This is a genomic window from Streptomyces sp. NPDC041814, assembly GCF_055590565.1.
Map to the genome: position 1 here is coordinate 894,470 of NZ_JBVJAM010000001.1, position 22,927 is coordinate 917,396.

16 protein-coding genes are annotated in these 22,927 nt (G+C 74.4%); 15 read left to right on the forward strand and 1 reads right to left on the reverse strand.

Going from position 1 to position 22,927, the window contains the following annotated elements; all coding sequences use genetic code 11:
• The first annotated feature begins 3 nt into the window (after positions 1-3).
• From ACZ6C6_RS04030 to ACZ6C6_RS04060, 7 genes are all read left to right on the forward strand, one after another.
• Positions 4-945 (forward strand): carbohydrate ABC transporter permease, encoded by a 942-nt coding sequence (locus ACZ6C6_RS04030; protein WP_469198789.1) that lies wholly within the window; start codon positions 4-6, stop codon positions 943-945.
• 1 nt (position 946) lies between these two features.
• On the forward strand, positions 947-1,849 hold the full coding sequence (locus tag ACZ6C6_RS04035) for a carbohydrate ABC transporter permease (RefSeq protein ID WP_469198791.1): 903 nt from the start codon (positions 947-949) through the stop codon (positions 1,847-1,849).
• A 3-nt stretch (positions 1,850-1,852) separates the two neighbouring features.
• On the forward strand, positions 1,853-3,118 hold the full coding sequence (locus ACZ6C6_RS04040; RefSeq protein ID WP_469198793.1) for a 6-phospho-beta-glucosidase: 1,266 nt from the start codon (positions 1,853-1,855) through the stop codon (positions 3,116-3,118).
• The gene (locus ACZ6C6_RS04045) at positions 3,109-4,083 is read left to right on the forward strand and encodes an N-acetylglucosamine kinase (protein WP_469198795.1); all 975 of its coding nucleotides are present in this window, start codon (positions 3,109-3,111) and stop codon (positions 4,081-4,083) included. Before ACZ6C6_RS04040 ends, ACZ6C6_RS04045 begins: the two co-directional genes overlap by 10 nt.
• 320 nt (positions 4,084-4,403) lie before the next feature.
• Complete coding sequence (locus ACZ6C6_RS04050; protein ID WP_469198797.1) at positions 4,404-5,828, forward strand: hypothetical protein; 1,425 nt, start codon at positions 4,404-4,406, stop codon at positions 5,826-5,828.
• Between the two features lie 11 nt (positions 5,829-5,839).
• Positions 5,840-6,871, forward strand: a complete 1,032-nt coding sequence (locus ACZ6C6_RS04055; RefSeq protein ID WP_469198799.1) for a glutamate ABC transporter substrate-binding protein — start codon at positions 5,840-5,842, stop codon at positions 6,869-6,871.
• A 74-nt stretch (positions 6,872-6,945) separates the two neighbouring features.
• Positions 6,946-8,286: a hypothetical protein gene (locus tag ACZ6C6_RS04060; RefSeq protein ID WP_469198801.1), complete on the forward strand. Its 1,341-nt coding sequence runs from the start codon at positions 6,946-6,948 to the stop codon at positions 8,284-8,286.
• Positions 8,287-8,320: 34 nt separating this feature from the next.
• Here ACZ6C6_RS04060 and ACZ6C6_RS04065 read toward each other — a convergent pair whose 3' ends face one another.
• Positions 8,321-8,707: a hypothetical protein gene (locus ACZ6C6_RS04065; RefSeq protein WP_469199362.1), complete on the reverse strand. Its 387-nt coding sequence runs from the start codon at positions 8,705-8,707 to the stop codon at positions 8,321-8,323.
• On the opposite strand from ACZ6C6_RS04065, the gene ACZ6C6_RS04070 reads away from it, so the two are divergent.
• The 8 genes from ACZ6C6_RS04070 (at position 8,595) to ACZ6C6_RS04105 (ending at position 22,899) form a co-directional block, all read left to right on the forward strand.
• The gene (locus ACZ6C6_RS04070; RefSeq protein ID WP_469198803.1) at positions 8,595-11,030 is read left to right on the forward strand and encodes a serine/threonine-protein kinase; all 2,436 of its coding nucleotides are present in this window, start codon (positions 8,595-8,597) and stop codon (positions 11,028-11,030) included. The two genes, ACZ6C6_RS04065 and ACZ6C6_RS04070, sit on opposite strands and share 113 nt — an antisense overlap.
• Positions 11,031-11,032: 2 nt before the next feature.
• Entirely contained in the window at positions 11,033-12,253 is a 1,221-nt protein-coding gene (locus ACZ6C6_RS04075; protein ID WP_469198805.1) for a protein phosphatase 2C domain-containing protein, read from the forward strand.
• 84 nt (positions 12,254-12,337) lie between these two features.
• Complete coding sequence (locus tag ACZ6C6_RS04080) at positions 12,338-13,666, forward strand: vWA domain-containing protein (RefSeq protein ID WP_469198806.1); 1,329 nt, start codon at positions 12,338-12,340, stop codon at positions 13,664-13,666.
• Positions 13,667-13,772: 106 nt separating this feature from the next.
• On the forward strand, positions 13,773-15,155 hold the full coding sequence (locus ACZ6C6_RS04085; RefSeq protein ID WP_469198807.1) for an FHA domain-containing protein: 1,383 nt from the start codon (positions 13,773-13,775) through the stop codon (positions 15,153-15,155).
• 85 nt (positions 15,156-15,240) lie between these two features.
• Positions 15,241-15,645 (forward strand): globin, encoded by a 405-nt coding sequence (locus tag ACZ6C6_RS04090; RefSeq protein ID WP_469198808.1) that lies wholly within the window; start codon positions 15,241-15,243, stop codon positions 15,643-15,645.
• A gap of 171 nt (positions 15,646-15,816) precedes the next feature.
• On the forward strand, positions 15,817-19,140 hold the full coding sequence (locus tag ACZ6C6_RS04095) for an FtsX-like permease family protein (RefSeq protein WP_469198810.1): 3,324 nt from the start codon (positions 15,817-15,819) through the stop codon (positions 19,138-19,140).
• 1 nt (position 19,141) lies between these two features.
• Entirely contained in the window at positions 19,142-21,940 is a 2,799-nt protein-coding gene (locus tag ACZ6C6_RS04100; RefSeq protein ID WP_469198812.1) for an FtsX-like permease family protein, read from the forward strand.
• Positions 21,937-22,899, forward strand: a complete 963-nt coding sequence (locus tag ACZ6C6_RS04105; protein ID WP_365681493.1) for an ABC transporter ATP-binding protein — start codon at positions 21,937-21,939, stop codon at positions 22,897-22,899. Before ACZ6C6_RS04100 ends, ACZ6C6_RS04105 begins: the two co-directional genes overlap by 4 nt.
• Positions 22,900-22,927 lie beyond the last annotated feature (28 nt).

Sequence of the window (22,927 nt, forward strand, 5' to 3'; positions counted from 1 at the left end):
GCGATGAGCACGTACACACTCCGCTCGAAGCGCCGCAGGTCGGCGCTTCGGACGGCGGCCTTCATGTCGCCCTGGCTGATCGGGTTCTGCGTCTTCTTCGCCTACCCGCTGATCTCCACCGTCTACTTCTCCTTCACCAGCTACGACGGGTTCGCCGCCCCCGAGTTCAGCGGTTTCAAGAACTGGTCGTACGTCTTCGACGACTACCCGCTGTTCTGGCCGGCGCTGCGCAACACACTGTGGCTGGTCGTCGTGATGGTGACCTGCCGGGTGGTCTTCGGACTCGGCGTCGGGATGCTGATCACCAGGATCAAGACGGGCACGGGCGTCTTCCGGACGCTGTTCTACCTGCCCTATCTGGCGCCGCCGGTCGCGGCCACGCTGGGCTTCGTCTTCCTCCTGAACCCCGGCACCGGGCCGGTCAACTCGATCCTCGGCGACCTGGGGATGGGCACGCCCGGCTGGTTCACCGACGCCACCTGGTCGAAGCCCGCGCTGACCGCGCTCGCGGTGTGGGGGGTGGGCGACCTGATGGTGATCTTCATGGCCGCGCTGCTCGACGTACCGAAGGAGCAGTACGAGGCGGCGGAACTGGACGGGGCGACCGCCTACCACCGGTTCCGGTACGTCACGCTGCCGAACATCTCGCCGATCATCATGTTCGCCGTGGTCACCGGCGTCATCCAGACGATGCAGTACTACACCCAGCCGCTGGTGGCCGGGAAGGTCGCGTCCGGCGTGATGGGCGGCTCGGGCCAGCAGTTCGAGCCCGGCTATCCCGACAAGTCGACACTGACGCTTCCGCAGCTGGTCTACAACCTCGGTTTCCAGCGCTTCGACTACGGCTCCGCCTGTGTGGTCGCGCTCGTTCTCTTCGTCCTCGCCATGGCGTTCACCGCACTGCTGATGCGGCGCCGCAGCGGACTGATCCAGGCAGGTGAGTGACATGGCGCAGGTTCTCGACCTCCCGAAGACCGCCGGACCGGCGGGCGACCCCGCCACCCCGGCCCAGCGCGTGGCGCGCCGCAAGGCGCTGCTGAACTGGATCGCCGTGCACGCGCTCGGCGTGGCCGCCGCGCTGTTCTTCGTGCTGCCGTTCGTCTTCCTCGTGCTCACCTCGCTGATGAGTGACCAGCAGGCCCTCACCCGGGACCTGTGGCCGCACCCCTTCGAGTGGGCCAACTACAAGCGGGTGTTCGACACCCCGGGCTTCCTGACCTGGTGGCGGAACACCCTGCTGTACGCGGGTCTGGGCACCGTCCTCACGGTGGTGTCCTCGCTGCCCGTGGCGTACGCGCTCGCCAAGTTCCGCTTCCGCGGCCGGCGGCTCTCGCTGATGCTCGTCATCTCGATGATGATGCTGCCGCCGCAGGTCGTGGTCATCCCGATGTACCTGTTCTGGGCCAAGCAGCTGGACCTGTCCGGCACGCTCTGGCCGCTGATCATCCCGATGGCCTTCGGCGACGCGTTCTCCATCTTCCTGCTGCGGCAGTTCCTGCTGACCATCCCCGACGAATACCTCGACGCGGCGAAGGTCGACGGCTGCGGCGAACTGCGCGCCCTGCTGCGCGTGGTGGTGCCGATGGCCAAGCCGGGGATCGCCGCCGTCGCCCTCTTCCAGTTCTTCTACGCCTGGAACGACTACTTCGGCCCGCAGATCTACGCCTCGGAGAACCCGGGGGCCTGGACGCTGAGTTACGGCCTCGAGTCCTTCAAGGGCGCGCACCACACCGACTGGAACCTGACCATGGCCGCGACCGTTCTGGTCATGGCCCCTGTGATCGTCGTCTTCTTCTTCGCACAGAAGGCCTTTGTCGAGGGCGTCACACTGACCGGAGTAAAGGGCTGAACCATGAAGCTCGCTGTAGTGGGTGGCGGGTCCACCTACACCCCCGAACTGATCGACGGATTCGCCCGGCTGCGTGACACGCTGCCGGTCGAGGAGCTGGTCCTCGTCGACCCGGCCGCCGACCGGCTCGACCTCGTGGGCGGCCTCGCCCGGCGGATCTTCGCCAAGCAGGGCCACCCGGGCCGCATCGTCACCACCTCGGACGTCGACGCGGGCGTCGCCGGAGCGGACGCCGTCCTGCTCCAGCTGCGCGTCGGCGGCCAGGCCGCCCGCAACCAGGACGAGACCTGGCCCCTGGAGTGCGGCTGCGTCGGCCAGGAGACCACCGGGGCCGGCGGCCTCGCCAAGGCCCTGCGCACCGTCCCGGTCGTCCTGGACATCGCCGAGCGCGTCCGGCGCACCAACCCGGACGCCTGGATCATCGACTTCACCAACCCGGTCGGCATCGTCACCCGCGCCCTGCTCCAGGCCGGGCACAAGGCCGTCGGCCTGTGCAACGTGGCCATCGGCTTCCAGCGCAAGTTCGCCCGGCTGCTCGACGTGGCCCCCGGCGAGGTGCACCTCGACCACGTCGGGCTGAACCACCTCACCTGGGAGCTGGGGGTGCGCCTCGGCGGCCCGCAGGGCGAGGACGTGCTGCCCCGGCTGATCGCCGAGCACGGCGACGCCATCGCGGACGACCTCCACATGCCGCGCGCGGTCGTGGACCGGCTCGGCGTCGTCCCCTCGTACTACCTGCGGTACTTCTACGCGCACGACGAGGTCGTCCGCGAGCTCGGCACCAAGCCCTCCCGGGCCGCCGAGGTCGCCGCCATGGAGAAGGAGCTCCTGGCGATGTACGGCGACCCGGCGCTGGACGAGAAGCCCGCGCTGCTCGCCAAGCGCGGCGGCGCCTTCTACTCGGAGGCGGCCGTGGACCTGGCGGCGGCCCTCCTGGGCGGCGGCGGCTCGGCGCACCAGGTGGTCAACACGTACAACAACGGCACCCTGTCGTTCCTGCCGGACGACGCGGTGATCGAGGTGCAGGCGAAGGTCGACGGCTCGGGCGCCACGCCGCTCGCCGTGCCCGCCCTCGACCCGCTGTACGCGGGGCTCATCGCCAACGTCACGGCGTACGAGGGCCTGGCTCTGGAGGCCGCGCTGCACGGCGGCCGGGACCGGGTCTTCAAGGCGCTGCTCGCCCACCCCCTGATCGGCCAGTTCGAGTACGCCGAGGCGCTGACCGACAAGCTGATCGCGCACAACCGGGAGCACCTCGCGTGGGCGTGAACGGATCCGTCCTCGCGATCGACGCGGGGAACAGCAAGACCGATGTGGCCCTCATCGGGGCGGACGGCACGGTGCTGTCCACGGCCAGGGGCGGCGGGTTCCAGCCGCCGCTGGCCGGAGTGGAGACGGCCGTCGACGTGCTCGGCGCGGCGGTGGAGCGGGCGTTCAGCGAGGCCGGGGCGGACGCCGGACAGGTCGCCCATGTGTCCGCCTGCCTCGCCAACGCGGACCTGCCGGTCGAGGAGGAGCAGCTGACGGCGGCGCTGGCCGCGCGCGGCTGGGGCCGGACCGTCGAGGTGCGCAACGACACCTTCGCGATCCTGCGCGCAGGGGTGGACGAGCCGCGCGGCGTGGCCGTGGTGTGCGGCGCGGGCATCAACTGCGTCGGCATGGTCCCGGACGGGCGCACCGCGCGCTTCCCGGCGATCGGGCGGATCTCCGGTGACTGGGGCGGCGGTTCGGGCCTGTCCGAGGAGGCGCTGTGGTTCGCCGCGCGCGCCGAGGACGGCCGGGGCGAGCCGACCGAGCTGGCCCGGGCGCTCCCCGCGCACTTCGGGCTCGGCTCGATGTACGCGCTGATCGAGGCGCTGCACCTGGGCCGCATCGCACCGGAGCGGCGGCACGAACTGGCCCCGGTGCTCTTCGCGACGGGCGCGGCGGGCGACCCGGTCGCGCGGGCCCTGGTGGACCGGCTGGCCGAGGAGGTCGTGGCCCTGGCCTCCGTCGCCCTGACCCGGCTCGGGCTGCTGGACGAGGAGGCTCCGGTGCTGCTCGGCGGCAGCGTTCTGGCGGCGCGCCACCCGCGGCTGGACGACCGGATCCGCGAACTCCTCGCGGCGCGGGCTCCGAAGGCCGTGGTGCGCGTGGTGCGGGAGTCACCGGTCCTCGGCGCCGGGCTCCTGGGCCTCGACCGCACGGGTGCCGCGCCTGAGGTGCACGCGCGTCTGCGGGCGCAGTACGCCTGACCGCCGGGCCGTCAGGGACGTCCCGTAGCCTGCGGGTTGCGGGACGTCTTCCGCGTACGGGAACCGATCGGTCGTCCCGGACGTGTTGTTGATGGGGAGGGCGGTCCATGGGGGATCGTGCCGTTCGCCTTGATCAACGGCGCCGGTCTTGATCGAATGCGGTTGACCGCGGCCGGTCACGGCCGGCCGCTGCGTGGTCCGGTGCCCGATCCAGGCGTTCTGGATGTGGGTACCGGTCCCTGAGGCCATACTTCTGGCCGGGCACCAGTCCCCCGATCGGCCGGGGGCGGGCCGCCGTCAGTGACCGAGGGGGAGGTCGAGTGACACACCCGCCGAGTGCGCGTGAGGCGCTGCAACGCGCGCTGGGACAGACGCCCGCGCCGGAGGCCGCGCCCGCACCGGTGCCGGCGCCCGCGCCCGTGCCGCAGCAGCCGAGCGCCCGGGCCGCCGCGATCGGGCAGTTGCGTGCCGCCGCGACCACCGAACCGGGACGGCTGCGCGTCATCGGGGCCGTCCTCGCGCTCCTGGTCCTCGCGTTCGGGGCGGTGACGGCGGTCCAGATCAACGGCCGGGCCGCCTCCGCCGACGACGTGGTGGAGCGCAGCCAGCCGCTCAGCGCGGACGCCGCGGGCATCTACCGCTCGCTCGCGGACGCGGACGCGGCGGCGGCGAGCGGCTTCCTGGCCGGTCCGCAGGAGCCGCGCGCGGTGCACGAGCAGTATGTGAAGGACATCGAGGAGGCGTCCCGCCTGCTGGTGAAGGCAGCGGCGAACACGGACGCGGCCACCGCGTCCGGCCGCGAGATCACCACGCTCAACGAAGGGCTCCCCCGCTACACGGGCCTGATCGAGCGCGCCCGCGCCAACAACCGCCAGGGCCTGCCGCTGGGCGGCGCCTATCTGCGGTACGCGAACCAGACGATGTCCGGCGAACTGCTGCCCGCCGCCGAGCGGCTGTACGCGGCGGAGACCGGCCGGCTCGGCGACGACCAGGGCTCCGCCCGGTCCTGGCCGCTGTTCGCGCTCGGCACCGGCGTCGTCGCGCTGGCCGTGCTGGCCTGGGCGCAGCGCCGCAACTACCGCCGCACGAACCGGGTGTTCAACCACGGCCTGCTGGCCGCGACGGCCGCGACGGCGGTGCTGCTGCTGTGGCTCGCGGTCGGGCACACGGTGGCCAGGTCCGGCCTGGCCGAGGCCGATTCGCACGGGCAGCGGCCGATGGACGTGCTCAACCGGGCCCGCATCGACTCGCTGAAGGCGCGCGCCGACGAGAACCTGACAGTGGTCGCCCGGGGCGCGGTGCTCACCGCGGACGGCAGGAACGACAAGTACGAGACCGACTACACGGCGGGCATGAAGGCGCTCGGCGGCGAGCTGGCCGCGGCGGCGAAGCTGGCCGACGAGACCGGGGACGGCGAGGGCGGCAAGCCGGTCGCCGCGGCGGCCGAGGCGGTCAAGGAGTGGCAGGGCCGCCACCGTACGGCCCGCAAGACCGACGACGCCGGGGACTACGAATCGGCCCTGGAGCAGATCATCGGCCAGGAGAACTCCACGGGCGAGTCCTTCAAGAAGGTGGACGACGCACTGCGCGACGCCCTGGCGCACGAGCAGGACGACTTCACCCGGGCCGCCCGGGACGGCCGCGGCGCCCTGGGCGGCCTGCCGGCCGGCGCGGTGATCCTGGCCGTGCTGGGCGCGGTCGCGGCGATCGTCGGCGTCAACCGCAGGCTCTCGGAGTTCCGGTGACAGGGGGAGCGATGACAGCGAAGGACCCGAGGGGCCTCGGCCGGCTGCGCGGCTGGGGCGGGGTGACCGCGATGGCCGCCGCCTGCGCGCTGACCGCGTCGCTGACCCTGCTGCCCCTCTCCCACCCGGGCGACGACGTCTTCGGCCCGCAGGTGACGGGGCCGGGCGCGGCGCACGCCCTCCAGGCGAAGGCCGACGCGTGCACGGACCCGGAGGCGAGCCTGCGGCCGGGCAAGCCGGAGGGGGACGCGGTCCGCAAGATCAAGGAGCGCGGCAAGCTCATCGCGGGCGTCGACCAGAACAGCTTCCAGTGGGGCTTCCGCAATCCGGCGACCGGAGACCTCGAAGGCTTCGACATCGACCTGGTCCGGGCCCTCGCCAAGGACATCCTCGGTGACGGCGGCAAGGTGATCTTCCGGGCCATCCCGACCAACCAGCGCATCGCCGCACTGGAGAACGACAAGGTCGACGTGGTCGTGCGGACGATGACGATCAACTGCGCCCGGCTGAAGCAGGTCTCGTTCTCCACCGCCTACTTCCAGGCAGGGCAGCAGGTCCTCGCCGCGAAGGAGGACCACTCGATCACCGGTTTCAACTCCACGCTGGCCGGCAAGCGCATCTGCACCGCCGAGGGCTCGACGGCGTACGACGCCCTGGAGAAGGAGTCGTTCGGCTCGGTCTTCAAGGACGAGCACGACGGCACCGCGGCCGACGAGGACCGGCTGACCGTCCCCAACCAGCTGGACTGCCTGGTGCGGCTCCAGCTGGGCGAGGTCGACGCGGTCGTCACGGACAACGCGCTGGCCGCGGGCCAGGCCGCCCAGGACCCGGCGGTCGAGCTCAAGGGCGACCCGTTCACCACCGAGTACTACGGCGTGGCCACGAAGAAGGGCGCGGACGACCTGGTGTCCCGGGTCAACAAGGTCCTGGTCGACTACCGGGCGGGCGGCGCGGACAGCCTCTGGATGAAGTCGTACCGCGCCTGGCTCCAGGACGGCCTGCCGGGGGTCCAGGCCCCACCGGAGCCGAAGTACCGGGACTAGGGCGGCCCCGCCCCGCGGGCGGCGGCACTGATCCCGTCGGGCCCAGGCCCGGCGGGGAGAGCGGAGAGTGATCGATGGGCGTCGCTGGCCCCTTCCCCAGCTACGCGGCCCGGCCCCCCGGTCCGGTCATGGACCGGGACGAGGCCGACCGTGCGCTGTCCCGGCTCGGCGCGGAGCACGAGGCGATCGAGACCTCGCTCCTCGCCCTCCAGGACCACGCGGGCCGCAGGCTCCTGGAGGGCGCCGAGCTGTCCGGTGTCACCAGGGAGCGGTGGGCCGTCACCGAACGGTCGGTCACGCTGCTGTGGAGCTACTTCGACGCGTACACGGGGGTCTTGGAGCGGGCCCGCGAGGTGCGGGCCCGGCGCCGCCACCCCAACCGCGAGGACCTGACGGCCCTGACCGAGCTGCTGCGCGGCCAGGGGGTCACCGTGGCGCACGCCGTCGCCGGGCACGACCCGTCCGTCTCCGGCCCGGCCCGCCTCTCCGAGCGGTTCACGCTGGAGGAGCTGGTCTCCCGGATGAACGGTCTCTACGCGAGCGCCCTCGACATGGTCGTGGCCTCGGACACGGTGTGGTCGGCGATGCCCGCCCGCATAGACCTCCTCGCCGCCGAACTGCGCCGCACCCACTCGCTGGCGCACTCGGTGGGCGTCCGGCCCGGTGAGCACCCGGCGGGCGACGAGCTGGAGGCGATCACCGGGGAGCTGGCCACGCTGCGGGCGCAGGTGATCTCGGACCCGCTGGCCTTCTGGCTGCCGGGCCCAGGCAGCGCGGCGCCCGGCGGCGGGCGCCCCGACACGACGCGCTACGACCGCGCGGCCCAGGCGCTGGAAGAGGTGCGGCGCGAGGTCGAGGCGGTGCTCGCCGTACGGCAGGACGCCGAACAGCGGCTGGTGCACCTGCGCGACGTGCTGTCCCGGGCCGACCGCACGCTGGCCGAGGCCCGGGTGGCGCGCGGCGAGGTGCTGGCCAAGATCGCCGCGTCGGAGGTGCCCGTGGTCAACGGACCGCCGACCGTGCTCCAGGAGCGGCTGGCCGCCGCGTCGGAGTACCGCAGGCACGCCCGCTGGCACCGCCTCTCGCCGCTCCTGGAGACCCTGGAGCGGGAGGCCGAGGAGGAGTTGCTGCGGGCCCGCGAGCAACTGACGGCGGTGACCGCGCCGCTGGCCGTCCGGGCGGAGCTGCGCGGCCGGCTCGACGCGTACAAGGCGAAGGTGGCCCGCAACGGCCTCGCGGAGGACCCGGTCCTGATCGAGCGGTACGACGCGGCGCGCCGGATGCTGTGGAGCGCCCCGTGCGATCTGCGGGTGGCGGCGCAGGCGGTGCAGCGCTACCAGGACGCGGCGCTGGACCTGCTGGGCAGAGGTGACAAACCGTCGTGGCGGCGGGGCGAAGAGGGGGAACGGACATGAGTACGCAGTGCCAGCGCCCCGCGTGCGAGGGCAGTTACGAGGACATGGGCGGCGGTGAGCTGTACTGCGACACCTGCGGTCTGGCGCCCGTCGTCTCCCCGAACGGCATGGTGAGTTCACCGCCCACCGGGGTGGCGGTCGGCGGGCGGGGCAGCCGGGGGTCCAGCAGCGCGTCGGCGCGGAGCGGTTCGCAGTCCTCCTCGCGGGCCTCCTCCCGGTCCTCGTCGCGTTCCTCCACGTCGCGGCGTTCGGTGTCGGGGCGGCTCTCGCGGTCGCTGTCGCTGTCCGGCCGGACCGGCTCGCACTCGGTGTCGGTGCGGTCCTCCGCCAGGTCGACCAACGCCTCCGGCCGCAACCGGCTGGGCGCGGGCCTGGTGACGGTGCCGGACGTGCCGCGGCCCGATCCGCGTACGGCGGTCATGGCGAACCCGGAGGTGCCCGAGCGCAAGCGGTTCTGCTCGCGCTCCGACTGCGGGGCGCCGGTGGGCCGGGCCCGGGGCGACCGGCCGGGCCGCACCGAGGGGTTCTGCACCAAGTGCGGCCACCCGTACTCCTTCGTGCCGAAGCTGGAGGCGGGCGACGTCGTCCACGGGCAGTACGAGGTCGCGGGCTGTCTGGCGCACGGCGGGCTCGGCTGGGTCTACCTCGCGGTGGACAAGGCGGTGTCGGACCGCTGGGTGGTGCTCAAGGGCCTGCTCGACACGGGTGACCAGGACGCCATGGCGGCGGCGATCTCGGAGCGGCGGTTCCTCGCGGAGATCGAGCACTCCAACATCGTCCGCATCTACAACTTCGTGGAGCACCTGGACCAGCGGACCGGGTCGCTCGACGGCTACATCGTCATGGAGTACGTCGGCGGCAAGTCGCTCAAGGAGATCGCCAACGAGCGTCGTACACCGGCCGGGAAGCGTGATCCGCTGCCCGTCGAGCAGGCGTGCGCGTTCGGCATCGAGGCCCTGGAGGCACTGGGCCATCTGCACAGCCGCAACCTGCTGTACTGCGACTTCAAGGTCGACAACGCGATCCAGACCGAGGACCAGCTGAAGCTGATCGACATGGGCGCGGTCCGCCGGATGGACGACGAGGAGTCGGCGATCTACGGCACCGTCGGCTACCAGGCGCCCGAGGTCGCGGAGGTCGGCCCGTCGGTCGCCTCCGACCTGTACACGGTGGCCCGCACGCTGGCGGTGCTCACCTTCGACTTCCAGGGGTACACGAACGTCTTCGTGGACTCGCTGCCGGACCCGGACAACATCGAGGTGTTCCGGAGCTACGAGTCGTTCTACCGGCTCCTGGTGCGCGCCACCGACCCGGACCCGGCCCGCCGGTTCGCCTCGGCGGCGGAGATGGCCGAGCAGCTGACGGGCGTGCTGCGCGAGGTGGTCTCGCTCCAGTCGGGGCGCCCGCGCCCGGCGCTGTCCACGCTGTTCGGGGCGGAGCTGCGGGTCACCGACACGGAGCTGTTCGCGGACGCGGCGGGCGAGGTGTCGCGCCTGGGGGCGCGGACCGCCGCCGGGTCCGGGGGCCGCTTCGGCCGCCGCCGGAGCGGGACGGGCGCCCCGGCACCCGCCGCCGCGACCCCGCCCGGGGGGATACCGGGGGCGCTGCCCGCCGGACCGCCTCCCGCCTCGCCCACGGGCGCGGCGCCGGTGCCCTCGGCCGCCACCCACGTCCGTACGCCGGGCGGGGCGGGCACCGGCCCGGGCCCGCTGCCGTACGCGCCCGCCGCGAGCGTCCCCGCTCCGCGCAGCCCGGTCCCCTCCCCCGGTGCCGCTCCGGTGCCGACGGGCTCCGGAGCGCCCCGCCTGGCCGGGCTCGACGTGCGGGGGACCTCGCTCGCGCTGCCCGTGCCGCGGGTCGACGCGAGCGACCCGAACGCCGGGTTCCTGGCCGGGGTGATGGCCTCGGCGCCCGCCGAGCTGATCGCCGCGTTGCAGGCGGTGCCCGCCGCATCGCTGGAGACCAGGCTGCGGGAGCTGCGCGCCTACCTGGAGATGGGCGACCTCGGCGCCGCCGCGAAGACCCTGGCCGCGCTGGAGGGGCAGCACGCCGACGACTGGCGCGTCGTCTGGTACCGGGGCCTCACCTCGCTGGTGGCCGGCGACAAGGAGAACGCCGCGCTGTCGTTCGACGCGGTGTACGACGCGTTCCCCGGGGAGCCCGCGCCGAAGCTGGCTCTGGGCATCTGCGCGGAGGTCCTCGGGCAGCTGGACAACGCCGCCGAGTACTACCGGCTGGTGTGGCTGACCGACCCGAGCTTCGTGAGCGCGGCCTTCGGTCTGGCCCGGGTGCAGATCGCGGCCGGTGACCGGAGTGCGGCGGTCCGGACTCTGGAGTCGGTGCCGGAGGCGTCGATCCACTACACGGCGGCCCGGGTCGCCGCCGTCCGGGCCCGGCTGCGTGAACGGGCCCCGGACGAGCCGCTGATGGCGGACCTGACGGCCGCTTCGGCCCAGGTGTCGGCCCTGTCGGGGCTGGGGCTCGACGCGGTCCGGCGGGAGCGCCTCTCGGCCGAGGTGCTGGGTACGGCGCTGGACTGGGTACTCTCCGGTAGCCCTTCGGGCCCGCAGCCGGCCGGGCCGCACGGCCCGGGGACGCTGCTCGGCAGCGAGCTGGACGAGCGCGGACTGCGGTTCGGCCTGGAGCGTGCGTACCGGATGCTCGCCCGGCTCGCGGAGCCCGGGGCCGAGAGGATCGAACTGGTGGAGCGGGCCAACCGCTTCCGCCCCCGAACGTGGGTGTGAACATGTCGCAGAACCACCAGGAGAACGCCTTGCCGAGGTGCCCCGGCTGCGAGGAGCCGCTGGAGCGGGGCGACCTGTTCTGCGGCGCCTGCGGGTACGACCTGTCGGCCGTGCCGGAGCCGCCCCGCGACCGTCCGACGGTCGCCATCGCCACCCCGGGAGCGGCGACGGCCCCGGGGGTCCGTCACGACGGGCCCGGCGCCTCCGGCGACTTCGAGCTGGCCGCCCCGGGTGCGGCGCCCGATCCCCGTACGGTCCCGGAGCCGCCTCGGGCCGCCGCGCCCGCCGCTCCCCCGGCGGCCGGCGGCAAGGTGTGCGTGGCGTGCCGGGCCGGGCGGGTCGACGGCGACGGCTACTGCGAGAACTGCGGCCACGCGCAGCCGCGCGAGCGCGACCACATGGAGCAGGAGCTCGGCGCGGTCGCCGCGGTGAGCGACCGGGGGCTGCGCCACCACCGCAACGAGGACTCGTTCGCGGTGTCCACGACGGCCCTGCCGGACGGTTCGGCGGCCGTCGTGGCGATCGTCTGCGACGGGGTGTCGTCGGCCAGCCGGCCGGACGAGGCGTCGGCGGCGGCGGCGATCGCGGCCAACGAGTCCCTGCTGGCGTCGCTGCCGCGCGGCACGCACCCGCAGCAGGCGATGCACGAGGCGATCGTGGCGGCCTCGGAGTCGGTCAACCGGCTGGCCCAGGAGCCCGCGGGCCCGGAGCGCGATCCGCACCGCCACCAGAACGCCCCGGCGTGCACCCTGGTCGGCGCGGTCATGGCGAGCGGGCTGCTCGTCGTCGGCTGGGTCGGCGACAGCCGCGTGTACTGGGTGCCCGCGGACCGTTCGGCCGCGCCCGCCCGGCTCACCGAGGACGACTCGTGGGCCGCGCAGATGGTGGCGACCGGCCTGATGAACGAGGCGGAGGCGTACGCGGACGAGCGCGCCCACGCCATCACGGGCTGGCTCGGCGCGGACGCGTACGAACTGGAGCCGCACACCGCCTCGTTCAAACCGGACCGGCCGGGCGTCGTGGTGGTCTGCACGGACGGCCTCTGGAACTACGCGGAGTCCGCCGCCGAGATGGCCGCCGCGGTGCCGGAGGACGCTTACGCCCGCCCGCTGCGGGGCGCCCAGGCCCTGGTCGGCCACGCCCTGGACGGCGGCGGCCACGACAACGTAACAGTGGCCCTGCTGCCGTTCGCCGTGTCGCCCCAAGGGGCAGGCTCCGCCTGATGCCTGGGCGGTTTTCCGCCCTCCTACGCCTTTGTCCGTACCTCTGGCTCCATCCGACACGTGGGGCCTCAAGGAGCCGATCAGATGGCCAACTTCTCCAAGTCGAACGTGCCGCAGTTCTCCGTCGAGGTGTACCAGAACGAGTTCCTGCCCGAGGGCGGCCGCGAGGTGAACGGCATCATCACGGTCACCTCGACCGGGGGCGGCACCACCGGGGGCGTGCCGCTGCCGGGGCGGACCGCCGGGGCCGCTGTCGTGATCATGGTGGACTGCTCGGGTTCGATGGACTACCCGCCGACCAAGATGCGCAACGCCCGCGACGCGACGGCGGCGGCCGTGGACACCCTGCGCGACGGCACCTCGTTCGCCGTGGTCGCCGGGACGCACGTGGCCAAGGAGATCTATCCGGGCAACGGCCGGCTCGCGGTCGCCGACCCGCGGACGCGGGCCGAGGCCAAGGGGGCCCTGCGCCGGCTGAGCGCGGGCGGCGGTACGGCGATCGGGACCTGGCTGCGGCTGGCCGACCGGCTGCTCGGCGCGGCGGACGTGGACATCCGGCACGGCATCCTGCTCACCGACGGGCGCAACGAGCACGAGTCGCCCGAGGACCTGCGCGCGGCGCTCGACGCCTGTGCGGGCCGGTTCACCTGTGACGCCCGCGGGGTCGGCACCGACTGGGAGGTGAAAGAGGTCACAGCGATCTCCTCCGCCCTCCTCGGCACGGCCGACATCGTCGCCGACCCGGCCGGGCTCGCGGCGGACTTCACGCGGATGATGGAGAACGCCATGGGCAAGGAGGTCGCGGACGTGGCGCTGCGGCTGTGGACCCCGGTCGGCGTGGAGATCCAGTTCGTGAAGCAGGTGGCGCCGACGGTCGCCGACCTGACCGGCCGCCGCACCGAGGCGGGCCCCCGCGCCGGGGACTACCCGACCGGTTCCTGGGGCGACGAGTCCCGCGACTACCACGTCTGTGTCCGGGTGCCGGAGGCCGGCATCGGGCAGGAGATGCTCGCCGCCCGGGTGTCGCTGATCCTTCCCGACCCGTCGGGCGGGGCGCCGCAGACGCTCTCGCAGGGGCTGGTGCGGGCGGTGTGGACGGACGACATGGTGGCGTCGACCTCGATCAATCCGCAGGTGGCGCACTACACGGGCCAGGCCGAACTGGCACAAGTCATCCAGCAGGGGCTCGATGCCCGCAAGTCGGGAGACTTCGACGGCGCGACGGCCAAACTGGGCCGGGCGGTGCAGTTGGCATCGGCGTCCGGGAACGAGGACACTGCGAAACTGCTTTCGAAGGTGGTAGACGTGGTCGATGCGGCGACGGGTACTGTGCGACTGAAGGCGAAGGTCGCGGAAGCGGACGAGATGACTCTCGAAACGCGCTCCACGAAGACGGTCCGCGTCAAGAAATAACCACATATCCGCAACGATCAGCCGCCCGCCGGTTCAGGTCCGCCGGGCGGCGGAGCACGCCACATGACGGCCTGCGGGCCGGAGAAGGAGAGGGGGAAGCGCCGACATGCCGACCTGCCCGAACGGACACCAGTCGGGTTCCGAGGACTGGTGCGAGGTCTGCGGCCACCGCATGACCGGGGCGGGCGCGCCTGCGGGTGCGGTCCCCCCGCCGCCTCCCCCGCCGCCCGCTCACGGTTACGGATACCCCCGGCCGCACGACCCGGACGCGACCGCCCAGGCCGAGCTGTGCCCGCAGTGCCGCACGCCGCGTGAGGCGATGGCGCCGTTCTGCGAGGAGTGCCGCTGGAACTTCCTCACGAACACGGCGACGTCCTACACCCCGCTGGCCCCCCGGCACACCTCCCCGGGCGACCCCGGCCCCGCCGGCAACCGGCCGCCGGGCTTCCCGGCGCAGCAGCCGCCGGGCCCGCCGCAGTCGCGCGACCCCTTCGACTACCAGGGCTCCCGCCCCTCGCAGATGAACCGGTCCGCCGAGCCCCTGTCCGCGGGCCCGGGCCAGTCCGGCCACCAGGGTCAGGGCCCTGGGCAGCCGCCCTTCGGCCAGGGCCCGCAGGGCGGCCCGCCGCCGTTCGGCCAGGGCGGCCCCGGCCCTCAGGGTCCTGGACCGCAGGGCCCCGGCCCCGGTCCGCAGGGCCGGCAGGGGCCGCCGCCCCCGCCCCCGTACCAGCAGGGTCCGCAGGGCGGCCCGCAGAGCTCGCCGCCGCCGTTCCAGCAGCAGGGCGCGCCGCCCGCGTTCCAGCAGCAGACGGCGCCCCCGCCGGCCCCGCCGCGCTCCGACGGCGACGACTGGCTGCTCTCGCCGCCCTCGCAGCCCGCGCCCCCGCCGGGCCCGGGCCCGCAGCCCCTGTTCCCGGGCCAGCAGGGTCCTGGCCAGCACGGCGGCCCCGGACCGCAGGGCCCTGGCCAGCACGGTCCCGGTCAGCACGGCCCCGGACCGCAGGGCCCTGGCCAGCACGGTCCCGGTCAGCACGGCGGCCCCGGTCCGCAGCACGGTCCCGGGCCCGGTCAGCCGCCGCTGTCCAACAACTGGACCGCGTTCATCGCGCCCGACCGCGAGTACTTCCTGGCGATGATGCAGCGCAGCGGGCCCGAGGCGACGGGGCTCAACCTGCCCGCGTACTCGCCGGAGCAGCAGCTCGCGCTCACCGGCGGGCAGATCACGATCGGCCGCCGCCGGCACAGCACGGGCGAGTCCCCGGACATCGACCTGTCGGTGCCGCCGGAGGACCCGGGCGTCTCCCACCAGCACGCCGTGCTGGTGCAGCAGCCGGACGGCAGCTGGGCCGTGGTCGACCAGAACTCCACCAACGGCACGACGGTCAACGGCTCCGAGGAGCCGATCCAGCCCTACGTCCCCGTGCCGCTCCAGGACGGCGACCAGGTGCACGTCGGCGCGTGGACGACGATCACGGTGCGCCGGGACTGAGCAACGCGGGGCGGCGGAACGGCCGGTGAGGCGGAAGCCCTTCACCGGCCGCTCCGCCGTCCCGCGCGTCTGCGACCATGGACGGGTGACTGAGAATCCGCGCGACACGGTGCAGGAGCCGACCTTCTACGAGCAGGTGGGCGGCGAGGAGACCTTCCGGCGCCTGGTCCACCGCTTCTACCAGGGCGTCGCCGAGGATCCGCTGCTGCGGCCGATGTACCCGGAGGAGGACCTCGGGCCCGCCGAGGAGCGGTTCGCGCTGTTCCTCATGCAGTACTGGGGCGGACCGCGCACCTACAGCGACCGGCGCGGGCACCCCCGGCTGCGCATGCGGCACGCGCCGTTCCGGGTGGACCGCGCCGCGCACGACGCCTGGCTGCACCACATGCGCGTCGCGCTGGACGAGCTGGGCCTCGCCCCGGAACACGAGCGCCAGCTCTGGGACTACCTCACCTACGCGGCCGCCTCGATGGTGAACACCGAAGGCTGACCACTGGTCACCGATCGCCCACATCCGTGCGGAATCCGGTACTCCGCGGCCGCATAGCGGTCACGAATGCATCAAGTTGTACCCGTAAGCGGTTTCCAGGGGCACGGGCCGTCTGACAGCATCCAGACAACGCCGGGGGCGCGCGTGCGGTGAGTGGTGACTGGGGGACAAGTGACGGGGTTCGTCTTTCTGCGGGTGAGAGCGCACCGGCTCCTCCTCGCGGCGGCTGTGCTGGCCGTGCTCCTGACCACCTCGGTCCTGGCCGCGCTCACCGCGTTCTCCGGTTCCGTCGGCGACGCCGCACTGCGCCACACACTCACCCACCGCTCCGCCGTCCCCGCCTCGCTGGTGGTCTCCGCGCAGCTGGAACCGGACGAGCGGCAGCCGGCCGACGCGGCGGCGCGCAAGGCCGCCCGGGAGACCTTCGACGGACTGCCGGTGACCGTGCGGAAGCTGGAGTCGTCCGGCCCGTACGCGCTGCCGCGCAGCCTCCAGGACCCGGCCGCCCGGCGCGGTGACCCCGACCTCACGCACTTCGCCTCGCTGGATCGCAGCCGCGTCCGCCTCACCGCCGGACGCATGCCCGCCGCCGGGGCGGGGAAGAGCGGCGCCCCCGTCGAAGTGGCCCTGCCCGCGACGGCCGCCGAGGCCCTGTCGCTGAAGCCCGGCGCCCGGCTGAAGCTCGCCGACCGGCTGGGCGGCCGGCCGGTGGAGATCGTGGTCACCGGGCTCTACAAGGCCGCCGACCAGGCCGACCCGTACTGGCAGCTGGACGAGCTCGGCGGGCGCGGCGTCCGCAAGGTCGTCTTCACCACGTACGGTCCCCTGCTCACCGACCCCGCCGTGCTCGGCTCGGGCCGGACCAGCACGGGTGAGGTGTCCTGGCTGGCGTCCGCCGACTTCCGCTCGGTCACCACGGACCGGATGGCGGCGCTGCGCGACGCGGCCACCGCCGGGCCGAAGAAGCTGCTGGCCGAGCCCGGGTTCACGGACGGGGCCACCGCGCAGACCTCCCTGCCCACCGTCCTGGAACAGATCGACCGCGCCCTGCTGGTCTCCCGCTCGACGCTCACCATCGTGGCCGTGCAGCTGGTCCTGCTCGCCGGATACGCCCTGCTCCTCGTGGCCCGGCTGCTCAGCAGCGAGCGCGCGGGCGAGACCGAACTGCTGCGGGCGCGCGGCGGCTCCCGGGCCCGGATCACCTGGCTCGCGTCCGTGGAGGCGCTGCTCCTCGCGCTCCCGGCGGCCGTCGTCGCGCCCCTGCTCTCCGGCCCGCTGACCCGGCTCCTCGCGGACCGCAGCGAGCTGTCCCGGATCGGGCTCCGCCTGGACACCGGAGTCACCGGGCAGGTGTGGCTGGTCGCCGCCGTCACCGCGCTGGCCTGCGCGCTCGCCGTCGTGGCACCCGCCCTGGCCGCCGGCGGCGGGGGGCGGCGCACCACGCGTTCCGCCGCGCTGCCCGGCCCGGTGCGGGCGGGCGCCGACCTCGCGCTGCTGCTCGTCGCGGCGGTGGCGTACTGGCAGCTGGACCGGCAGACGAAGGGCTCGGGGAGCGGCGCGCTCAGCGGGGACCGGGCGGGCGGGCTCGGCATCGACCCGCTGCTGGTGGCCGCGCCCGCGCTGGCCCTGCTCGCCGGCACCGTACTGACGCTGCGTCTGCTGCCGCCCGCCGCCAGGCTCGCGGAGCGGCGCGCTTCCGGCGGGCGGGGGCTGGCGACCGCGCTGGCGGGTTGGCAGTTCAGCCGCCGGCCGCTGCGGGGCGCCGGGCCCGTGCTGCTGCTGGTCCTCTCGGTGGCGATGGGCATGCTGGCGATCGGGCAGAGCGCTTCGTGGAACCGTTCGCAGAGCGACCAGGCCGACTTCAGGTCCGGCGCCTCGGTGCGCATGACCGCGGGCATCAACGCGGACCCGGCGAAGGCACCCGCGTACGGGCAGCTGCCGGGGGTACGCCAGGCGGCGCCCGCCTACCGTACGACGGTGAGCCTCTCCGGCGAGCGCACCGCCGAGATCCTCGCCCTGGACACCGCGCACGCCGACGAGCGGATGCTGATGCGCGACGACCTCGGGGACGGCCAGGTGGCGGGCCTGTTCGACACCCTGACCCCGCCGAAGGCGGCCCGCGCCGGGCTGCCGCTGCCGGAGCACAGCACCCGCCTCCACTTCGACGTACGGATATCCGCCGACGACGCCCCCGGCAAGGCCTCGCCGTCCGGCATGACCGCCCGGGTCTCCGTCCTCCTGGAGGACCGCTACGGGCTGCCCTACCAGGTCGTCGCCGGGTCCGTCCCGGCCGACGGCAAGGCGCACCCGCTCTCCGTCGCCGTCGCGCCCGCCGGCGGGTTCGCCGTCACCGGCATCGAACTGAGCGGCAAGCAGCCCGTGGACCGCGCGGAATCGCACCGCCTGACCGTGAACGCGCTGCGGACCACCGCCGCCGACGGCACCGAGCACCCCGTCCCGGTCCCCGACGGCTTCCGCTGGCAGGGCGAGAAGACCGAGGACGCCCTCCTCGACGAGCCGAAGCCGGGTACGCCGCTCAGCCCGGCCGCGTCGGCCGCCACTCCCCTCGCGGTCGCCTACTCCACCGGTTCGGTCACCGCCGAGGACGCGGCGTACGCGATCCCCACCGTCGGCGTCCGGCTCACCGCGGCCCGTCCCAAGGCACCGGCCCTGAACGCCGTGGCCACGGACGCGTACCTCAAGGCGACCGGCGCGAAGCCCGGTCAGAAGACCGATGTGACCGTGGCCGGCGAGACGGTCCGGGTCACGATCACCCGGACCGTGCACCGGCTGCCCACCACCGGACCCGGCTCGGGCTCCTCCACCGCGTCGGCCGAGTCCCAGCGGGCCAGGGACGGCGGGGCGCTCCTGCTGGACCTGCGCGCCCTCGGCGAGGTCTTCGCCGCCCGCCCGACCGCCCGGCTGACCGCCACGGAGTGGTGGCTGAGCACTGCCCCCGGCCGGACGGCGGAGGTGGCCGCGGCGCTCCGCGCGCAGCCCGACACCGACCCCGTCCAGGTCCAGGTGCGCGACGAGATCGCCGACGAACTGGTCACCGACCCGCTGGGGGCGGGCCCGCAGTCCGCCCTGCTGGCCGTGGCGGTGATCGCCGCCGCGCTGGCCGCGGTCGGCTTCGCGGTGACCGCGGTCGGCTCGCAGCGGGAACGTTCCGCCGAGTTCGCCGTGCTCCGCGCGCTGGGCACCCCGCGCCGCCAGCTGGCCCGGATGACCGCCGCCGAACAGGGCGTCCTGATCGCCATCGCGCTGCTCGTCGGGGCCCTGCTCGGGGCCCTGCTGACCCGGGCGGTCGTGCCGTTGATCGTGCTCACCGGGCAGGCCGCCCAGCCGGTGCCGCCGGTCCTGGTGCAGCTGCCGCCCGGGCAGGTCGCCGCACTCCTGGCCGGAGTCGCCGCGCTGCCCCTCGTCATCGTCGCCGTTCTGGCCCTGCGCCGCGCCGACCCCGCGACCTCGCTGCGCACCCAGGGGGACAACTGACATGAGTGCCCGTACCCCCCGCGCCGCCGCCCCCTGGGTGCGCACCCGGCTGCGCACCGCACCCGGCGCCGCCTGCGCGTTCGCGCTGCTGGTGCTGGTGACCGCGTTCCTCGCCGCCGCCCTCCCGCGCTCCATCGACGCGTACGAGACGAAGGGGCTGCGGCACGACCTCGGCACGGCGACCCCGGCGCACAGCGTGCTGGAGCTGAAGGGCCCCCAGCCCGGCCTCGAACTGCGCCCGGCGGCACGCGAGGCCGCGGTGCGCGAGGACACCATGGCCGCCGCCCACGCGCAGATCCTGAAGCGGCTCCCCGCTCCGCTGCGCGCCGACACCGCCGAGTCGGCGTACGGGGTGCGCACCTCGACGCCGATCGCGGCCGGGGAGCCGTGGTTCCCGCGCCCCTTCGGCCTGGACCCGACCCTGACGTACGTCACCCCGTCCGGGCTGTCCTCCCACGCCACCCTGCGCACCGGCAGCTGGCCGGCCACGCACGGCACGGTGTCCCTGACCACCAGGGAGGTGGAGGCCGCCGTCACCGAGGAGACCGCGAAGGCCCTGCGGATCAAGGCCGGTGCGACGATCGCCGTCCCCACCCGGGGCGAGGACACCTTGACCGTACGGATCACCGGCATCGTCGCCCCGAAGAACCCGTCGGGCTCCTACTGGTCGGCCGAGCCGCTGCTGCGGACGCCCTCGCTGGTGGCCAAGCCCACCAAGGACACGCCCCGCTACTACTGGATCGCCGCGCTGCTGCTGCCCCCGGACGCCGCGCCCGCCCTGCTCGCCACCCCCGGGCAGCCCGAGCTGTACTGGCGGATCGCGCCGGACGTCTCGCACCTCACCGCGCTGGACGTGCCGGAGCTGCGGACCTCGGTGGCGTCGCTGGAGGGCGGCCCGGGGCTGCTGGCCATGCGCGACGTGGCCGGTGCCACGGTGAGCATGGCGACGGACCTGGACGAGATCCTGACCGGGTACGACGGGATGCGGACCGCGATCCAGCCGGTCGTCACCGTCGCCGCCGTCGGCATCGGCGCGGTGGCCGTCGTCGTCCTGCTGATGACGGGCGGGCTGCTGGCGAGCCGCAGGCACGCCGAACTCGCGCTGCTGCGGGCCCGGGGCGGCTCCCTGCGGGGCATCGGCGGCCGGCTCCTCGCCGAGACCGCGGTGACCGCGGTGCCCGCCGGGGCGCTGGGCCTGCTGCTCGCCGTGGCCACCGTGGGCGAGGCACGGCTGTGGCCCGCCGCGGTCGGCGCCGGGGCGGTCGTCGCGCTGGTCTGCGTCGCGCTCCCGCTGCGCACCGCTCTGCGGCACCGCACCCCGCAGACCCACATCGGCCGGGACGACCTGGCGACCGCCCGCCCGTCCCGGCGGCGCACCGTCGCCGAACTCACCCTCCTCGTCCTGGCCGTGGGCGCGGTCTTCGCCCTGCGCCGACGCGGCACGGACGCCGAGGGCGGCACCGACCTGCTGGTCAGCGCCGCGCCGGTGCTGGTCGGCCTGATCGCGGCGGTGGTGCTGGTCCGGCTCTACCCCCTGCCGCTGCGCCTGGCCCTGCGCTCGGTGGCCCGGCTGCGCGGCGCGGTCGGCTTCCTGGCGCTGGCCCGGGCCGGCCGCACCTCGGCCGCCGGCACCCTGCCGCTGCTCGCGCTGCTGGTCGCGCTGACCACGGCCGCGTTCGGCGGTTCGGTGCTGGCCGGGGTCGCGGACGCCCGCGACGACGCCGCCGTGCTGGCCACCGGCGCCGACGCCCGGGTCACCGGCGAGGCCGACTCCGTACCGCTGCCGGCCGGTCTGGTCCGCGCGGTGGAGCGGGCCGACGGGGTACACGGATCGGCCCGGGTCCAGGTCGAGTTCGGGGTGCCCCTGCCGGCCGCGGACAACGGCACCCAGGACGCCAAGGGCGCGACCCTGGTCGGCGTCGACCCCGCCACGTACGCCGCGCTGGCCCGCTCCACCGGGCTCGGCCCGTTCTCCGCGGACCGGCTGCGGGCCAAGGGCGCGGCGGTCCGCGAGGGGACGCCGCCGGACGAGAACCGCGTCGTGCCCGCCCTGGTCTCGCCGTCCGTCGCCGAACGCCTCGGCGACCGGCCGCTCGGCCTCCGCTCGCTGGCCGGCACCTTCAAGGTGAGGGCCGCCGCCACGGTCACGCGTACGCCCGCCGTGGACGGCAGCTCCTTCATCGTCGTGGACGCCGCCGCGTTCACCCACCGGCAGACCACGGCGCTGCTGCTGACCGGATCGGGGCTGGACGCGAAGGAACTGCGCGCGGCGGCCCGGCACGCGGGCGAGAAGGTCACCGTGCGGCTGCGCTCCGAGGAGCGGGCCACGTACGTCGACACCCCGATGCAGTCCGGGGCGGAGCGGATCTACCTGGCGGCGATCATCGCCGGTGCCGGATACGCGCTGCTCGCCGTGCTGCTGTCGCTCCTCCAGACCGCGCCGGAGCGCACCACGCTGCTGGCCCGGCTGCGCACCATGGGCCTGACCTCCCGGCAGGGCGGGCGGCTCCTGGGCTTCGAGGCCCTGCCGCAGGCGCTGCTCGCCGCCGTCGGCGGGCTCCTCGTCGGCTGGGCGACCATCGCGCTGCTGGCCCCGGGGGTCGACCTCGTACGCCTGGCACTCTCGTCCGGCCCCGGTACCGGCCCGCTGGACACCGCACCGCTGCGCACCGATCCGTGGTCGCTGGTCCTCCCGGCGCTCGGTGTCATCGTGCTGACCGGCGCGGTGGCCGGTGTGCAGGCGTGGTGGGCCGGTCGCCGCGGATCGATCACCGAACTCAGGGCAGGAGACTCCCGATGACGACGCCGTCGACCGATTCCACGCTGGCGGAACTCGAACAGCGGGCCGCCGCCCGGCGCGACCGGCCCTCCTACGGCCATGACGCGCTGATCGCCTGCGACCGGCTGGTGCGCATCTTCACCACGGACGGGGTGGAGGTGCAGGCCCTCCAGGGCCTCGATCTGCTGGTGGAGGAGGGCGAGCTGCTGGCGCTGGTCGGCGCGTCCGGCAGCGGCAAGTCGACGCTGATGAACATCCTGGCGGGCCTGGACGAGCCGACGGCCGGGGCGGCGAAGGTCGCGGGCTGCGACCTGCTGTCCATGGGCCCGAAGGAACGCCTCCGCTACCGCCGGGACGTGGTCGGCTTCGTCTGGCAGCAGACCGCCCGCAACCTGCTGCCGTATCTCACGGCGATCCAGAACGTCACCCTGCCCATGCAGCTGCGCGGCCGGGGCCGCGGCCGGGAACGGGCGGCGCGCGCCGAGGCGTTGCTGAAGATGCTGGAGGTCGAGGACTGCCGCGACCGGCGCCCGCAGCAGATGTCGGGCGGCCAGCAGCAGCGGGTGGCCATCGCCGTCTCGCTCGCCAACTCCCCCTCGGTGCTGCTCGCCGACGAGCCGACCGGCGAACTCGACTCGGCCACCGGCGAGCAGGTCTTCGCCGCGTTCCGCCGCGCCAACGAGGAACTGGGCACGACCATCGTGATCGTCACCCATGACCAGGCGGTGGCCAGTGAGGTGCGGCGTACGGTCGCGATCCGCGACGGCCGCACGTCCTTCGAGGTGCTGCGCCGCACCGAGGTCGACGCGGCGACCGGCCAGGAGTCCCAGGTCGCCCGCGAGTACGCAATGCTCGACCGCGCCGGACGGCTGCAACTGCCCGCCGACTACACCGAGGCGCTGGGCATGGAGCACCGGGTGATGCTGGAGCTGGAGCAGGACCACATCGGGGTGTGGCCGGACGGCCCGAAGGGCGGGTGACCGGCCCCGGAAGGCCGTGTGACCGGCC

Excerpts from the sequence above, each read along its gene's own strand:
- ACZ6C6_RS04030 (WP_469198789.1), top strand. The coding sequence starts at position 4 with ATGAGCACGTACACACTCCGCTCGAAGCGCCGCAGGTCGGCGCTTCGG.
- ACZ6C6_RS04035 (WP_469198791.1), top strand. The coding sequence starts at position 947 with ATGGCGCAGGTTCTCGACCTCCCGAAGACCGCCGGACCGGCGGGCGAC.
- ACZ6C6_RS04040 (WP_469198793.1), top strand. The coding sequence starts at position 1,853 with ATGAAGCTCGCTGTAGTGGGTGGCGGGTCCACCTACACCCCCGAACTG.
- ACZ6C6_RS04055 (WP_469198799.1), top strand. The coding sequence starts at position 5,840 with ATGACAGCGAAGGACCCGAGGGGCCTCGGCCGGCTGCGCGGCTGGGGC.
- ACZ6C6_RS04060 (WP_469198801.1), top strand. The coding sequence starts at position 6,946 with ATGGGCGTCGCTGGCCCCTTCCCCAGCTACGCGGCCCGGCCCCCCGGT.
- ACZ6C6_RS04065 (WP_469199362.1), bottom strand. The coding sequence starts at position 8,707 with ATGACCGCCGTACGCGGATCGGGCCGCGGCACGTCCGGCACCGTCACC.
- ACZ6C6_RS04075 (WP_469198805.1), top strand. The coding sequence starts at position 11,033 with ATGTCGCAGAACCACCAGGAGAACGCCTTGCCGAGGTGCCCCGGCTGC.
- ACZ6C6_RS04080 (WP_469198806.1), top strand. The coding sequence starts at position 12,338 with ATGGCCAACTTCTCCAAGTCGAACGTGCCGCAGTTCTCCGTCGAGGTG.
- ACZ6C6_RS04085 (WP_469198807.1), top strand. The coding sequence starts at position 13,773 with ATGCCGACCTGCCCGAACGGACACCAGTCGGGTTCCGAGGACTGGTGC.
- ACZ6C6_RS04100 (WP_469198812.1), top strand. The coding sequence starts at position 19,142 with ATGAGTGCCCGTACCCCCCGCGCCGCCGCCCCCTGGGTGCGCACCCGG.
- ACZ6C6_RS04105 (WP_365681493.1), top strand. The coding sequence starts at position 21,937 with ATGACGACGCCGTCGACCGATTCCACGCTGGCGGAACTCGAACAGCGG.